Origin of the sequence: Pseudomonas entomophila, assembly GCF_018417595.1 — a bacterium.
Classification (GTDB): Bacteria; Pseudomonadota; Gammaproteobacteria; order Pseudomonadales; family Pseudomonadaceae; genus Aquipseudomonas; species Aquipseudomonas entomophila_C.
Genome location: NZ_CP070982.1, coordinates 3,759,237 through 3,774,637, shown reverse-complemented (window position 1 = coordinate 3,774,637; position 15,401 = coordinate 3,759,237). Strand labels below are relative to the sequence as shown.

The 15,401-nt window shown below is 64.8% G+C and carries 12 protein-coding genes and 1 tRNA gene; 4 read left to right on the top strand and 9 right to left on the bottom strand.

Annotation, left to right across the window (positions count from 1 at the left end; translation table 11 throughout):
• Positions 1-73: 73 nt before the first annotated feature.
• On the bottom strand, positions 74-538 hold the full coding sequence (locus JYG34_RS16340; RefSeq protein WP_213657431.1) for a DUF1348 family protein: 465 nt from the start codon (positions 536-538) through the stop codon (positions 74-76).
• A 186-nt stretch (positions 539-724) separates the two neighbouring features.
• Between JYG34_RS16340 and JYG34_RS16335 the strand changes: the two genes are divergently transcribed.
• The gene (locus JYG34_RS16335) at positions 725-1,195 is read left to right on the top strand and encodes a sn-glycerol-3-phosphate transporter (RefSeq protein WP_213657430.1); all 471 of its coding nucleotides are present in this window, start codon (positions 725-727) and stop codon (positions 1,193-1,195) included.
• On the opposite strand, the gene JYG34_RS16330 is transcribed toward JYG34_RS16335, so the two are convergent.
• Positions 1,173-2,363 (bottom strand): MFS transporter, encoded by a 1,191-nt coding sequence (locus JYG34_RS16330; protein WP_213657429.1) that lies wholly within the window; start codon positions 2,361-2,363, stop codon positions 1,173-1,175. The two genes, JYG34_RS16335 and JYG34_RS16330, sit on opposite strands and share 23 nt — an antisense overlap.
• A gap of 63 nt (positions 2,364-2,426) precedes the next feature.
• Positions 2,427-3,230, bottom strand: coding sequence for a 2,5-didehydrogluconate reductase DkgB (gene dkgB, locus JYG34_RS16325; RefSeq protein WP_213657428.1), 804 nt, complete (start codon positions 3,228-3,230; stop codon positions 2,427-2,429).
• 275 nt (positions 3,231-3,505) lie between these two features.
• Here dkgB and JYG34_RS16320 point away from each other — a divergent pair, with 275 nt between their 5' ends.
• A complete protein-coding gene (locus tag JYG34_RS16320; RefSeq protein ID WP_434011127.1) occupies positions 3,506-4,375 on the top strand; it encodes an AraC family transcriptional regulator in 870 nt (289 codons plus the stop codon).
• Positions 4,376-4,469: 94 nt separating this feature from the next.
• Here the strand turns inward: JYG34_RS16320 and JYG34_RS16315 are convergent, their stop codons facing one another.
• From JYG34_RS16315 to JYG34_RS16305, 3 genes are all read right to left on the bottom strand, one after another.
• Positions 4,470-6,038 carry a hypothetical protein gene (locus JYG34_RS16315; protein WP_213657427.1) on the bottom strand — a complete coding sequence of 523 codons (1,569 nt, stop codon included), beginning with the start codon at positions 6,036-6,038 and terminating at the stop codon, positions 4,470-4,472.
• A gap of 133 nt (positions 6,039-6,171) precedes the next feature.
• Positions 6,172-6,666: a DUF934 domain-containing protein gene (locus JYG34_RS16310; protein WP_213657426.1), complete on the bottom strand. Its 495-nt coding sequence runs from the start codon at positions 6,664-6,666 to the stop codon at positions 6,172-6,174.
• Positions 6,650-8,302, bottom strand: a complete 1,653-nt coding sequence (locus tag JYG34_RS16305; protein WP_213657425.1) for a nitrite/sulfite reductase — start codon at positions 8,300-8,302, stop codon at positions 6,650-6,652. Before JYG34_RS16305 ends, JYG34_RS16310 begins: the two co-directional genes overlap by 17 nt.
• A gap of 216 nt (positions 8,303-8,518) precedes the next feature.
• On the opposite strand from JYG34_RS16305, the gene JYG34_RS16300 reads away from it, so the two are divergent.
• Positions 8,519-9,595 carry an ABC transporter substrate-binding protein gene (locus JYG34_RS16300; protein ID WP_213657424.1) on the top strand — a complete coding sequence of 359 codons (1,077 nt, stop codon included), beginning with the start codon at positions 8,519-8,521 and terminating at the stop codon, positions 9,593-9,595.
• Between the two features lie 532 nt (positions 9,596-10,127).
• A tRNA-Gln gene (locus JYG34_RS16295) sits at positions 10,128-10,202 on the top strand.
• 49 nt (positions 10,203-10,251) lie between these two features.
• On the opposite strand, the gene JYG34_RS16290 is transcribed toward JYG34_RS16295, so the two are convergent.
• Genes JYG34_RS16290 through JYG34_RS16280 form a run of 3 tightly spaced genes read right to left on the bottom strand, consistent with a single transcriptional unit; the run spans position 10,252 to position 15,369 of the window.
• The gene (locus JYG34_RS16290; protein ID WP_213657423.1) at positions 10,252-12,642 is read right to left on the bottom strand and encodes a hybrid sensor histidine kinase/response regulator; all 2,391 of its coding nucleotides are present in this window, start codon (positions 12,640-12,642) and stop codon (positions 10,252-10,254) included.
• Between the two features lie 10 nt (positions 12,643-12,652).
• Positions 12,653-13,114: a response regulator gene (locus JYG34_RS16285; protein WP_213657422.1), complete on the bottom strand. Its 462-nt coding sequence runs from the start codon at positions 13,112-13,114 to the stop codon at positions 12,653-12,655.
• A 14-nt stretch (positions 13,115-13,128) separates the two neighbouring features.
• Positions 13,129-15,369 carry an ATP-binding protein gene (locus JYG34_RS16280; RefSeq protein WP_213657421.1) on the bottom strand — a complete coding sequence of 747 codons (2,241 nt, stop codon included), beginning with the start codon at positions 15,367-15,369 and terminating at the stop codon, positions 13,129-13,131.
• Positions 15,370-15,401 lie beyond the last annotated feature (32 nt).

Genomic DNA, 15,401 nt, shown 5'->3' with positions numbered 1-15,401 from the left:
CAGCTTTTCCCGGTTTTGCGTAGTCCCTCTCCTATGCGCTGAACGGGGCTGCCAGGCAGCCCCATTACCGGGTTCAGAAGCCGAATTCACTCAACCCAGGATGATCGTCCGGCCGCCGTCCCAGCGGCCAGTGGAACTTGCGCTCGGCCTCGCTGATGGGTTGTTCGTTGATGCTGGCATGGCGGTTGCGCATCAGGCCGTCTTCGGCGAACTCCCAGTTCTCGTTGCCGTAGGCGCGGTACCACTGGCCGCTGTCGTCGCGGTACTCGTAGGCGTAGCGCACGGCGATGCGGTTGTCGGTGAAGGCCCAGAGTTCCTTGATCAGGCGGTATTCCAGCTCGCGGTTCCATTTGCGGGTGAGGAAGGCCTGTGCCTCATCGCGGTTGTTGCAGAACTCGGCGCGGTTGCGCCAGTGGGTATCGGTGGTATAGGCCAGGGCGACCTTGGCGGCATCGCGGCTGTTCCAGCCATCTTCGGCGAGGCGGACTTTCTCGATGGCGGTTTCGCGGGTGAAGGGGGGCAGTGGCGGGCGGGACATGGTGCTGCTCCTTGGTGAGGGGCCGGGGAAGTGGCCTGACAGGAAGCGAGGCTACGCTTGCCGATGCGCACTGAGAATGCGTGACCCTGGCACTTCATAATTGCGCTTCGCGAAACGCTGCCTGTAGCGCTGGCGTTTCGCCGATACACGGCTAGAGTCACAAGATTGTCCAGGAAGTGGTGAAGCATGATCAGGGTCTCAATCAGCGCCATCGTGCTGTGCGCGGTGCCGTTGGCCGCCGCCGCCGACAGTCAGCGCGAGGACGGGTACTGGTATGTCCAGACCAGCGCCTACACCCGTCATTGGTCCCACGACCCCGAGCACAACAACCACCAGGAGCTGATCGGCGTAGAGCGCGTCTACGGCGATGGGGTGCTGTGGGGCGCCGCCACCTTCAAGAACTCGTTCTACCAGCGCTCGAACTACGCCTACCTGGGCAAGGTCTGGGAACACGAGCGCTATCCGGTCTATGTCAAGGTCAGTGGCGGGCTGTTGCAGGGTTACCGGGGCGATTACCAGGACAAGATCCCGCTCAATCACCTGGGCGTCGCGCCGGTGATCATCCCGTCGTTCGGCACCCATTGGGGGCCGCTGGGCGCCGAGTTCGTCGTGCTCGGCGCCGCAGCGGGGATGGTCAATGTGGGGTGGCGTTTCTGAGCGCAACCTTGTCGACCACCTTGCTGCGCCCCCCCAGCCACACCAGCAGCAACCCACCGGCCGCCAGCAGGCCACCGGCCATGGGTACCGCGGCATAACCCAGGTCCAGGCTGATCACCGCGCCGCCCAGCGCGGCACCCACCGCGTTACCCAGGTTGAACGCACCGACGTTGATCGAGGACGCCAGGCCCGGCGCTTCGGCGGCGGCAATCATTACCCGCATCTGCAGTGGTGGCACCACGGCGAAGGTGAACATGCCCCACACCAGCAGCGCGATGGCCGCGCCGACATGGCTGCCGAGCACCAGCGGCATCAGCAGCATGATGACCGCCAGGGCACCGAGGAAGATCCGCGCGGCACCATCCAGCGACCAGTCCGCCAGCTTGCCACCCAGGCTGTTACCGAGGGTGAAGCCCACGCCGATCAGCACCAGGCCGAGGGTGACGAAGGCGTCGGAAGCGCCGGTCAGGTCGGCCAGCACCGGGGCGACGTAGGTGTACAGGGTGAACATCGCACCAGCCCCCAGCACCGTGGTGGCCATGGCCAGCAGCACGTTGGGGCGGGCGATCACGGCGAGCTCCTTGCGCACATGGGGCACACTGCCGCGCTCGCCCTTGGGCAGGGCGTACCACAGCGCGGCGATGGCCAGCACGCCCAGCACGGCGGTGCCGGCGAAGGCCATGCGCCAGCCGACCTGCTGGCCAAGCCAGGTAGCCGCGGGCACGCCGCCGATGTTGGCGATGGTCAGGCCCATGAACATGGTGGCCACGGCACTGGCCTGCTTATCCTTGGGCACGACACTGGCGGCGACCACCGCGCCCAGGCCGAAGAAGGCACCATGGTTGAGGCTGGTGATCAGGCGCGAGGCGAGCAGGGTGTAGTAGTCCGGCGCCAGGGCCGACAGCAGGTTGCCGACGGTGAAGATGCCCATCAGCATCATCAGCGCGGCGCGCTTGCCGAAGCGGCTGAACAGCAGGGTCATGATCGGCGCGCCGACCATCACGCCGATGGCGTAGGCGGTGATCAGCATGCCGGCGCTGGGGATGCTGGCGTCGACGCCCTCGGCGATGACCGGCAGCAGGCCCATGGGGGTGAATTCGGTGGTGCCGATGCCGAAGGCACCGATGGCCAGGGCAAACAGGACCCGTTTGGGGGAAAGCGTGCTCATCGGGAGCTCCGTGTTGCGTGATGAAGGCGAAGCCGCCCTGGCAGGGCGGCTAGATTGTTCAGGTCAGTCCCAGATCGGCGCCAGGCCATCCGGGCTGACTTCGCGGCCGTTGCGCTCGAGCGTGGCGATGCGGGCCATGTCGTCGGCGTCCAGGCGCAGGCTGCGGGCGAGCAGGTTGCTGGCCAGGTTCTCGCGCTTGGTCGACGACGGAATCACCGCATAGCCCAGCTGCAGCGCCCAGGCCAGTGCCACCTGGGCGACGGTGGCCTTGTGCTTGGCGGCGATCTCGGCCAGCACCGGGTCCTTCAGCACCTTGCCGTAGGCCAGGGTCATGTAGGAGGTGGTGCTGATGCCTTGTTCCTTGAGGAACGCGGTCAGCTTGCTGTTCTGCAGGTAGGGGCTGAGCTCGACCTGGTTGGTGGCGATCTCGCCCTGACCGACCACCGCGATGGCCTGACGGGTCAGTTCGATGTTGAAGTTGGAGACGCCGATCTGCCGGGTCAGGCCCAGCGCCTTGGCCTCGGCCAACGCCTTCATGTATTCAGTGAGTTCGACACCGTTGCCAGGTGCCGGCCAGTGGATCAGCAGCAGGTCGACATGGTCGGTGCGCAGCTTGGCCAGGCTGTCACGCAGGCTGGGCACGAGTTTGTCGGCGGCGTAGTTTTCGACCCAGATCTTGGTGGTGATGAACAGTTCTTCACGTGGTACGCCGCTTTCGGCGATGGCCTGGCCGACTTCAGTTTCATTCTTGTAGATCTGTGCGGTGTCGATGACGCGGTAGCCCAGTTCGAGCGCGGACTTGACCGAGTCGATGACGGCCTGGCCGGTGAGGCGGAAGGTGCCAAGGCCGAAGGATGGAATGCTCATGGGGCTGCTCCTGGTGGACGGTGGGAGATCGGTCTTGCGCGGTGCTGCGCCAGCTGATCGAGTGGGTGCAGTCTGCAGGTTTCGGCGGGATTGATTAAGACGCCTCCGAGTTAAGGTCTTTTGACTATGAGTCAGCAATGGTTGGGTGGCTTGTGAATCAAAAGCAGGCAATGGGCGCTACGTTTCGTCTGTAGGAGCCTTGAGCAAACGCGGCTAGGTATGATCGGGCCTGTATCGATGATGCTACGGCCTACCGTATTTCAGGAGTCTGCCCGGTGCTCGACCTGCCCACCCCTGCGCTGTACCAGAAGCGCTTCGACGCGGTGCTCGCCTATATCGAGGGCAACCTCGAAGGCGACCTGTCTGTCGGCGCCTTGAGTGCAGTGGCGCATTTCTCGGCGTTCCACTTCCACCGGCAGTTCAGCGCCTACGTGGGGGTGCCGGTCGCTCGCTATGTGCAGTTGATGCGCCTGCGCCGCGCCGCCCACCGGCTGGTCTGCCAGGCGGACTACAGTGTGCTCGACGCGGCCATGGGCGCCGGCTTCGAAAGCCCCGAGGCGTTCAGCCGGGCCTTCCGGCGCGCCTTCGGCCAGGCGCCCAGCACGTTCCGGCGCCAACCCGACTGGCAACGCTGGAATACGGTGTTCGACATTCCTCATTTTTCCAGGAGCATCACCATGCAGGTACGAATCGTCGATTTCACCGAAGTTCGGCTGGCCGCGCTCGAGCATCGCGGCCCACCTGGCCAGGTCAGCGAGACCGTGGGCCGCTTCATCGAATGGCGCAAGCGCAGCGGGCAGTCGCCGGTGGCCACGAGCCGCAGTTTCGGTATCCCCTACAACAATCCCGATACCACCGCGCCCGAGGACTTTCGCTTCGCTGTCTGTGGTGAGTTGTTCGAGGCACTGCAGCCCAACGACGAAGGCGTGCACACGTTGAGCCTGCCCGGTGGACGCTGCGCGGTGGTGCGCCATGTGGGGTCGCCCGATCATATCGGCGAGACGATCTACCCGCTCTACCGCGACTGGTTGCCGGGGAGTGGCGAGGAACTGCGGGATCATCCGCTGTTTTTCCATTACCTGAGCATCTACCCGCAGACGCCGCTCGAGCAGTGGCAGACGGACATCTATGTGCCTTTGCTGTAGGAGCTTTAACCGCGATGCAGGCAACGCGGTGCCTGGCACCCGCTTCGCGGGTCATCGCGGCTGAAGCCGCTCCTACAAAGCGAACGGGCGCGGATCAATCAGCGATCTTCGACGGATCGGTCTGCAACAACCATTGATGGCTGTTCGCGGCCAGCTGTTGGTCGAGGTTCGACTGGACGCCGATGCGACGTGCCTCTTTGTCCTGCTTGAGCAGCTGGTTGAGCATGTCCATCAGGTCGCGGGACTTGCGCACCGACTGTGGCGTGCTGACATCTGACTTGAGCTCGCCGTTCTGGTAGGTCATCACCCGATGGGTGCTGCTGGCTTCCTGGGTGGCGCTGGCTTCGCTCAGGGCGCCGTTGACGAAGCCGACGTGGGTGCTGGCGCTGGCTTGCTCGCTGAGCATGTGATAGCGGTAGTTGTTGGGGTCGAGGCCCTGGTCGAGCTTGGCCGACGACGACAGTGTGGTGTGCCAGGCGGCGTCGAGCTTGGCCTGCTGATGCTGCTTCACGTCGAGGGTGAGGCCGCCGCCGTTGGTCGTGGTGGCCTGCGATGCCTGGTAACTGAAGCGGTCTTCCTCATCAGGGCGGTGCGAGTTCAGGCGCTGGCTGGTCTGGCTGATCGAGGCATTGAAGTCGGCCAGGCCGCTGAGCAACGAGCGGCTGTAGCGGTTGATCGCATCATCATGGCCGGCCGGGCGCGGGCTGCTGTCGTCCACGCTGTTGAGTTGGCTGAAGGCGTCCTTGAACAGGGTCATCAGCTGGGCGTCGCCCTTGCCGCGCGCCTGGGCCGCGTCGAACTGGCTCAGGTAGTTGCCTACCGCGGCCTGGCGTTGCTGCGAGTTGCCCAGCACCACGCCACCCTGGGTGTCCAGGTCAAGCTGGATCTGGCCGCTCGGGCCTTGCAGCTTGAGGTTGCGGGTCGAGCCGTCCAGGCTCAGGTCGAAGGTCTGCAGGTCGCCGCTGGCGGTCTGCAGGCTGGCGTTCATCTGCAAGCCGGTGAACAGGGTCGGGTCGAGCTTGAGCAGGGCGCCCAGTTGCAGGCTTGGCGTCTCCTGGGTCAGGCCGTTGATGGCCGACTGGAAACCATTCGCCAGAGTAGCCAGGCCCTTGAGTTCTGCGGCGCTGAGTGTGCCATTCTGGACGTCGGCGTCCACGGCCAGGCCTTGTTCACCGTTGTACAACCCGAGCTTCACGGTGGCGCCGGAGGCGGTGGTGAGGTTGAGGGTGATGCTGTTGCTGGCGTGTTCGCGCAGCCTGGACTGCTGCAGGGCCAGCAGGCTGGGGGCGATTTCGCTGTTCTCGCCGACCTGCAGCGCCGATTGCGAGACGCGTTGCCCACCCTTGGCCACCAGTTGTTCCATCAGGGCGGCGCCCAGGCCCTGGAAGCGCGCGGCGGTGCCGGTGCCCTTGATGCTGCCGAGCATGTGCATGCTCAGTTTGTCGATGCCGTCCTGTTCCCACACGTAGCGGGGCTGGGCGTTACCCAGTGTGCCCCGGGAGGAGTAGGTCTGCGAGTCGGGAATGCGCGTGTCCTGGCCAAGGATGACCTGGGTGCCGGGGATGCTGGCGGCCGCAGCGGCCTGGCGGGCATCGAGGCTCTGCAGGGCAGGGGGCGCGTTGTACACGGGGGTGAGGCGCAGTGCGGATGTGATCGGGCTCATCATCGCTTTCCTTGCGGAGTTAATGAGTACGCCTTGATATCGGCGTGCCATTAGCAAACCTGAGCAGAAGCTCAGATATTTTTTGCGATGCAGAGCGAGTGACTGGGGCCGCGTGGCAGCCCCAGTGCGAGGGTCAGCGTCGACGGAACAGCGGCAGCGGTTCGTCGGTGGCGCCTTGATAGGTGACCGAGAAGTCCTTCAGGCTTTGCAGCGCGTCTTCAGGGTTCTTGTCGGCGCGGATGGCGAAGGCGTCGAAACCGCAACGGGCCATGTAGAACAGCTGGTCGCGCAGCACGTCGCCAATGGCGCGCAGCTCGCCCTTGAACTTGTAGCGGTCACGCAGCAGGCGCGCGTTGGAGTAGTTGCGCCCGTCGGTGAATGCCGGGAAGTTCAGGGCGATGACCTGGAAGTGCTCGACCTCTTCGCCGATTTCCTCGGCCTCCTCGTCGCTGTCCAGCCAGATGCCCAGGCCGCCGTCGCGGGCCTTGAGCAGGCTCGGGTGGTCGCGCCACAGTTGCAGCGGCACGATGTAGTCGTCGCAATTGGTCAGCTCGTCGATCGACACGTCCTTGGGCAGCAGGTGCCAGGTTTCGTCGACGATCTGGTTGTTCTTAATGATTCGCTGCATAGACGCGTTCCTTGAAGGGGTCGATGCCGATCCGCTGGTAGGTGTCGATGAAGCGCTCGTCTTCGGTGCGCTGCTCGACGTACACGCTGATCAGTTTCTCGATCACGTCGGCCATGGCGTCCTGGGCGAAGGACGGGCCGAGGATCTTGCCCAGGCTCGCGTCGCGGGCGGCATTGCCGCCCAGCGAGACCTGGTAGAACTCCTCGCCCTTCTTGTCCACGCCAAGGATGCCGATGTGGCCGACGTGGTGGTGGCCGCAGGCGTTCATGCAGCCGGAAATGTTCAGGTCGAGCTCGCCGATGTCGAACAGGTAGTCCAGGTCGTCGAAGCGGCGCTGGATGGATTCGGCGATCGGGATCGACTTGGCGTTGGCCAGGGAGCAGAAATCACCGCCCGGGCAGCAGATGATGTCGGTCAGCAGGCCGATGTTCGGGGTGGCGAAGCCTTGCTCGCGCAGTTCCAGCCAGAGGGCGTGCAGCTGGCGCTGCTCGACGTCGGCGAGGATGATGTTCTGCTCGTGGGAGGTGCGCAGGAAACCGAAGCTGTAGCGTTCGGCGAAGTCCGCGACGGCATCGAGCTGCTTGTCGGTCAGGTCGCCTGGGGCGACGCCAGTGGGCTTGAGCGACAGGGTGACGGCGACGTAGCCCGGCTTCTTGTGGGCGCGGGTGTTGCGCGAGCGCCAGCGGGCGAAGCCTGGGTGCTCCTGGTCCAGCGCGCCGTAGTCGACGTTGTCCAGGGCCAGGTAGTCGGGGTCGATGAAGTGGCGTGCCACGCGCTCGACTTCCGCTTCGGTCAGGGTGGTGCTGCCGCCGCGCAGGTGGGCCATCTCGGCCTCGACCTTCTCGGCGAACACTTCCGGAGTGAGCGCCTTGACCAGGATCTTGATCCGCGCCTTGTACTTGTTGTCACGGCGGCCGTAACGGTTGTACACGCGCAGGATGGCGTCCAGGTAGCTGAGCAGGTCCTGCCAGGGCAGGAACTCGTTGATGAACGAACCGATCACCGGAGTACGACCCAGGCCGCCGCCGACCAGCACGCGGAAGCCCAGTTCACCGGCTGCGTTGCGCACCGGCTCCAGGCCGATGTCGTGCACTTCGATGGCGGCGCGGTCGTCGCTGGAACCGTTTACGGCAATCTTGAACTTGCGCGGCAGGTAGGCGAATTCCGGGTGGAAGGTGGTCCACTGGCGCACGATTTCGCACCAGGGGCGCGGGTCGACCAGCTCGTCGGCGGCGACACCGGCGAACTGGTCGGTGGTGACGTTGCGCAGGCAGTTGCCGCTGGTCTGGATCGCGTGCATCTGCACGGTGGCCAGCTCAGCCAGGATTTCCGGGATGTCTTCCAGCGCCGGCCAGTTGTACTGCACATTCTGGCGGGTGCTGATGTGCGCGTAACCCTTGTCGTAGTCGCGGGCGATCTTCGCCAGCATGCGGGTCTGGCGGGCGTTCAGCTGGCCATAGGGCACGGCGACACGCAGCATCGGCGCGAAACGTTGGATATACAGGCCGTTCTGCAGGCGCAGAGGGCGGAATTCTTCTTCGCTCAGCTCACCGGCCAGGTAGCGGCGGGTCTGATCACGGAACTGCTTGACGCGGTCCTCGATGATCCGCTGATCGTACTCGTCGTATACGTACATATAAGTCCTGTCTCAGGCTGCATGCAGCTAATCGCGCGCACGGCCGCGCACTCCGGGTCGGAGCCGAGGAACGATAGCAGAGTGGGTTTATGCGCTAAAGTGATGTTTTTGCATATGAAAAGAACCATTTGGACTAAGTGAGACTGACTGGCATTTGCCCGCTCTGGCACGCCATCTGGCTATAATCCGAGGTTTGTTTCGCAGGGATGTAACCGCATGCTCAAGGCCTTGTGCCAGGGCCTGTGCCTGAGCCTGCCGCTGGCAGCCGGCGCGCAGGCTGCCTCGGTGGTGTTTCTCAACCCGGGCTATTCCAACGAAACGTTCTGGGTCGACTATTCGCGTTTCATGCAGGCCGCCGCCAAGGACTTGGGGATGGCGCTGCGCGTGCAGTACAGCGAACGCAGTGCCGACCGCACGCTGACCCTGGCCCGTGCGGTGCTGCAGGGGCCGCAACGCCCCGACTACCTGGTGCTGGTCAATGAACAGTACGTGGCGCCGGAGGTCATCCGTCTTTCCCGTGGCACAGGGGTGAAGCTGTTCCTGGTCAACAATGGCCTGACCGAGGACCAGTTGCGCAGCATCCAGGCCCAGCCGGAGAAGTACCCGCGGATTCTCGGCACCCTCGTCAGCAACGATGAGGAGGCCGGCTATCAGATGCTCAAGGCGATGGTCGCGCAGTTGCCACCTGTTGATGGCCCGGTCGACTTGCTGGCGTTCGCCGGCGTGAAGACCACGCCCGCCTCGCAGTTGCGCGAACTGGGCATGCGCCGGGCGCTGGCCGACTACCCCCAGGTACGCCTGCGCCAGGTGGTGTACGGCGGCTGGAGTCGCCAGCGCGCCTTCGAGCAGGCGCAGATGCTGCTGGAGCGCTACCCAGGCACGCAATTGGTGTGGTCGGCCAACGACGAGATGGCGTTCGGTGCCATGCGGGCGTTCGAGGCGGCGGGCCGGATGCCGGGGCGTGATGTGGTGTTCAGCGCGGTCAACAGCTCGCCCGAGGCTTTGCGGGCGCGTATCGATGGGCGCCTGGGGGTGTTGATGGGCGGGCATTTCACCATGGGCGGTTGGGCCATGGTGATGTTGCATGATGACGCGTTGGGCCTGGCGGCGGATCGCGATGGGCAGCAGGAGCACCAGGTGCCGTCGCTGCAACTGATCGACGCGGACAAGGCCCGGCGCTGGTTGAGGCTGTTGGACCAGGACGGTCACGGTATCGACTTTCACCGTTACAGCGCCGAAGGACGGACAGCGGATTTTCGCTATCCCTTCCTCATGTCACCCGTCGACTACTGAAAGACCCTGCTTGAGTGAAGGGCATTGCTGGACTTAACTGCTGCTTGCGAAGTGCATTCCCATAACCACTACAAGAGGTAATGCAATGGGAAATTCAAGCAAGGTCCGCAAAGCTGACAGCAGTGTCGATGCCTGGGCGATCCTGTGTCTGATCGTGCTGGTGGTGGTCACGGCGGTGTATTGGGTCAGCCATCAATAGCGGGTGATTTGTTCTGGCCGTGAAGCTCACTTGAGAGCCGCCTGCGGAAGGGATATCCGCGGGCGGTGGGCTTCGGGGGGGGGGGCTGGTCGTTGTGGGTGCATTCAATAGCCGATGTTCGTGCATGTGCGGCATCACCTGTCGCTTGAAACCATCACCGCAAAATCGGGTGCCGGCGACTAACCTGCTGTTTTTCTGCGAATTTTTTTAAAATAATGCTTCCCACCTTGGAAAAAGGTTGTTAAAGTGCCGGCCATTCCCGCACAGCAACACACGGAGCTTGCGGTGAATGGTCAGATTGGCAGTGCATCAAGCGCTTGTCACATCCGATACAGGGGCGTCGCCAAGCGGTAAGGCAGCAGGTTTTGATCCTGCCATGCGTTGGTTCGAATCCAGCCGCCCCTGCCATATTTCTCTGCTTTCAAAGCACATAAAAATCGCCTGATGGCGATTTTTTTCATTCTGCCTCCCGGTTTTCCAGCATCTCGGCCAATGCCAGGGCCAGCACCTGCTCGTGCACGGGTTTCTGGATCACCAGGCTGCTCGGCAGTTCCTGGCCATCGAGTTCGGCATAGCCGGTCAGAAATACCACGGGCAGCCGAGGGTAGCGTTCACGTGCCGCCTGTGCCAGTTGCGCGCCATTGAACCCGGGCATGGCGAAATCGGTCAGCAGCAGGTCGGTGGTCTCATCGAGCAGTGCCAGGGCTTGTTCACCGCTGTGGGCCTGGCGTACCTGATAACCATATCGGCGCAGCACATCACCAATCATCTCGCGCACCAGGTGGTCGTCATCCACCAGCAGGATGCGCTGGTGGCCGCTGCTGGAGAGCGGCCGAGCCTTGTCCAGGTCCGGCGTGGCGTGGTCGACCTGGGCCCTGACCGAGGGCAGGTACACACTGACCTGGGTGCCGCGGCCGGGCGCGGTGTCGATACGCACCCCTCCACCGGATTGCTTGGCAAAGCCGAACACCTGGGCCAGGCCCAGGCCCGAACCCTTGCCAATATCCTTGGTGGTGAAGAACGGTTCGAAGACCTTGGCCGCCACGTCCTCGCTCATGCCACAGCCGGTATCGCGGATGGTCAGCATTACATATTCGCCGGGCTCCGGGTCTTCCGGGCGCTGCGGGCGGGCGCTGACCCGGGTGTTGCGGGTGGCCAGGGTCAGCTGGCCACCGTTGGGCATGGCGTCGCGGGCATTGATCGCCAGGTTGAGGATGATCATCTCGGTCTGGGTCGGGTCGGTGAGGGCGAACCAAAGGTTGGCATCCAGGTCCAGGCGCACTGAAACATTGCCGCCCAGGGTGCGGCGCAGCAGTTCCTCAAGCCCGTCGAGGGTGCGATTGAGGTTCAGTGGCACCGGCTCCAGGCGTTGCTTACGGGAAAACGCCAACAGCTGCGCGGTGAGCTTGGCGCCACGCTCGCCGGCTTCGCGGATATGCTTCAGGCGGCCGTGGGCCTTGTCCAGCAGGCCCTTGTCCAGATCGCTCTTGAGGAAGCTGGCGCCGGTGAGGATGACCGTCAGCAGGTTGTTGAAGTCATGGGCCACCCCGGCGGTGAGCTGGCCGACCGCTTCCAGGCGCTGCATTTGCTGCAGTGCCGCCTCGATGCGTTCGCGCTCGTCGATCTGTTCGCGCAGGCGGGTGTTGGCCTTGGCCAGTTCCAGCGCCGCCTCGCGTTCGCTGGAGATATCCCGGGCCACCACATACAGCAGGCTGTCGTCCGGCACCACCACCCACGACAGCCAGCGCGGCTGGCCGCCGGCATGCAGGATGCGACCGACGAAGCGCGCGCTGGTGCGGCCCTCGGACAGGGCGCCGATCTCGGCGAGAAAGGCCAACTGGTCGGCTTCTGGCAGCAATTGAAGCAGCGAGATTTGCCCCAGGCGCTCGCGGGTGAAGCCAAGGCTCGCCTCCCAGGCCGGGTTCAACGCCACGGGCGTGAGGTCTTTGTTGAGCACCGCCAGCAGGTCCTGGGACAGTTCCCAGGCGCGATCACGCTCGCGGGTGCGGCGTTCGACCCGCTCGCCGAGTATTTCATTGAGCTGTTCCAGGGCGCGCGTGGCCTGGCGTTGCTGGTGGATGTCCTGCAACACGCCGGAGAACCGCACGCACAGGCCATCGACGAACTGGGTCTGACCGCTGGAGAGCAACCAGCGTGGCTCCAGGCAACCGGCCGGGGCGATGCGGAACTCGACCCGGTAATGACCGCCGCTGTCCTCGCGCATGGCCTGTTCGACGGCGTCGCGCACCCTGGGCAGGTCATCGGGATGGATGCCGGCGTAGAACACCTCGAGGTTCATCTCGGTGTCGGCGGGCAGGCCGAACAGGGTCTTGCAGCGCACATCCCACTGCATGCGGCCGTCCTGTGGGCTGTAGTCCCAACTGCCCATGCCGGCGGCGTCGATGGCGATGCGCGCACGGGCCTCCATTTCGGCGAGGGCTTCTTCGGCGCGGCGCCGACGCTGGCGCTCCTGCACTTCGGTAAGGGCCCGGCGCACGGCCTTGGGCAGCAGCGGCAGGTTCTTCTTCAGCACATAGTCGGTGGCCCCCAGGCGGATCATCTCCACCGCGTGCTCTTCACCGTAGATGCCGGAGAGGAAGATGAACGGTGTATCCGGCGCGATGCGCTGGGCGATGGCCAGTACCTCGGCGCCCGAGGAGCCCGGCAGTACACAGTCGCACAGGATCAGGTCGAAGGTGCCCGCGCGCAGGGCGTGCTCGGCGCCGACATGGTCGAACACCAGCCGCGACTGCACCTGGAGGCCGCTGCGTTCCAGGCGCATCAGGATCAGCTCCGCATCCATGGAGCTGTCTTCGACCATCAGCAGTTTCAGTGGCGTGTGTTGCATCGTGCGAGCCTCAGTTTTCGCCACGGCGATTCAGGCGCAACGAGCCGGGCGGCGGTTCGTTGAGCACGGCCCAGAACATGCCCAGGTCGGAAATCGCGGCGACGAACTCCTTGAACTCCACCGGCTTGACCACATAGGCGTTGACGCCCAGCTCATAGGCGCGCTGCAGGTCCGGCCCTTCGCGCGAGGAGGTCAGCATGACCACCGGTATGCTGCGCAGTTCGGCGGTGGCGCGCACCGCCTTGAGCACCTCCAGGCCATCGACCTTGGGCAGCTTCAGGTCCAGCAGCATGACCGCCGGGTTGCCGTCGTCGCGCTCGGCGAAGGCGTTGCGCCGCAGCAGGTAGTCCAGAGCGTCGGCACCGTCGCGCACGACGACGACTTCGTTGGCCAGTTGGCTGCGCTCCAGGGCCAGCAAGGTCAGTTCCAGGTCCCGGGGGTTGTCTTCGACCAGCAGGATGGGCTTGAGCATGATGGGCAGCGGCCTCAGGCAGTTTTCGGGTGGCGGGGGAGGGTGAAGTGGAAGCTGGCACCCTGGCCCAGGCTGCCCCGCGCCCAGACGCGGCCGTCATGGCGTTCGATGATGCGCCGCACACTGGCCAGACCGATGCCGGTGCCCTCGAACTCCTCCATGCGGTGCAAGCGCTGGAACACGCCGAACAGCTTGTCGACATAGGCCATGTCGAAGCCCACGCCGTTGTCGCGCACGTATACCTCGACCTCGTGCCGGTGCTCCACGGCGCCCACCTCGATGCGCGCCGGGGCACGGTCGCGGCTGTACTTGACGGCATTGGCGATCAGGTTGTGCAGGACCATGTTGATGAAGGCCGGGTCGGCAATCACCTTGGGCAGTGTCGCTATGTCCCAGAGAATCGTCCGCCCGGCGTAATCGGGGGCCATTTCCGCGCGGATGGTGTCGACCAGGGTGTTGAGGTCGACATCCGACAAGCGCAGCGCCGAGCGGCCCATCTGCGAGAAATTGAGCAGGTTGTCCACCAGGGTGCCAGCGAACTGCGCGGCTTCCCCGATATGCCCGAGGAAGCGCTTGCCACGTTCGCTCAGGTGCTCGCCCTCGATCTCGCCGAGCAGCTCGCTGTACCCGGCGATATGCCGCAGCGGCGCGCGCAGGTCGTGGGACACGCTGTAGGAGAACGCTTCGAGCTCCTTGTTCGAGCGCTTCAGCTCGCCGGCCAGTTGAGCCAGCTCCTCGGCCTTGCGCAGGACGATTCCAAGTACCGCGCCGCGCAGCTCCAGCACGCCTTCAAGGGTCAGTGGGTGCCAGGCGGCACTGAAACCACGGACGTGCTCCTGCCAGCGCTCGAAGCTGTGGCGCGGATTGAGGTTGCCCAGCGGGCCGGCCTGTTTTTCGGGGCGCCCGGCCCAGTCCACCGTGCGCGCCTGCTCCGGGCGGAACCACAGCAGGTAGTGCGAGTGGAGCTGCGAGATGGCCACGGCCAGCACCCCCGCGGCATGCTCGCCCAGCTCCGGCAGCACATCGATGTCACGCCGCACGTTGTCGGTGTGGAACACCAGGTCTTCGCTGCGTTGGGCCAGCCAGTGCACCAGGGCATTGACCTGCGCCGCCGGTGGCGTGTGGCCGATCAGGTCGCAACGTTCGGCGCTGATGATCGCCGCGCCCGTGGCGCCGGCGAACTGCAGCATCACTTCGGGCAGGGCGAGCAGGCCGTCGCCGACACTGTCATGGTCGGCCATCGACGAGAGCATGCGCACGATGCGCTGGCGCAGGTCGAGCAGCAAGCGCGTGCTGTTGTGGGCCTCGTGGGCCTCGATCTGCAACGACAGCACATTGGCCAGCAGTTCGCAGGCGGTGCGGGTCTGGAAATCCACGGCGCGCGGCTGGTCATGGTGGCACGACAGCAGGCCCCAGAGCTTGCCGTCGACCACGATCGACAGCGACATCGACGCCAGGGTGCCCATGTTGCGCATGTACTGCAGGTGCACCGGGGACACGCTGCGCAGCGAGGCGAAACTCATGTCCAGGGCCTTGCCGGTGCGCGGGTTGGCGGCGGGTACCAGCGGCGAGGCCTGGTAGTTGGCATCCTCGATCACCCGGATGCGGTTGATGCGGTACAGCTCGCGGGCCTGGCGCGGGATGTCGGAGGCGGGGAAACACAGCCCCAGGTATTGGGGATAGCCAGGGTCGGCGTCTTCGGCGAGCACCGTGCCATTGCCTTCGGTGTCGAAGCGGTAGGCCTTGACCCGGCCGAAGCCGGTGATGCGCTTGATCTGGCGTACCGACTGCTGCAGCAAGTCCTCGATACTGGTGGCCTGGTGCAGGGTGCTGACGAAGGCCCGCACCAGGGGGTAGTAGTCGCCTTTGGCCGAGCCACGGAAGGGCTCGAACTCGAGGATCAGCACCTGGTCGTGGCGGTGGGCCAGTACCCGCAGCGGCGTCTGGCAGGGGGCGCCTTCGCGCAGGCGGACATCGCCGATGTGGAAGGGAAATATCTCGTCTTGCGGCAGGGACGTCAGATGGCGACGCAGGTCGAAGCCGTCGCTGACCAGTTCGTCGAATGCCTGGCCCGGCAGTTCCAGGGCCGGCACGCCGAGCCAGCATTCGGTGTTTGCACTGGCCTGGAGGATGCGCAGGCTGGTGTTGTCCAGCACCAGCAGAAAGCCATGGGGCTGGATGCTGCCCGGTACCTGGATAGGTTCCTGGGCACAGCGTTCGATGGCCTGGTCGAGCGAAATCGGGGCAGTTGTCACGGGTAGCTCCTGGCAGGGTCCGTCCACGCACG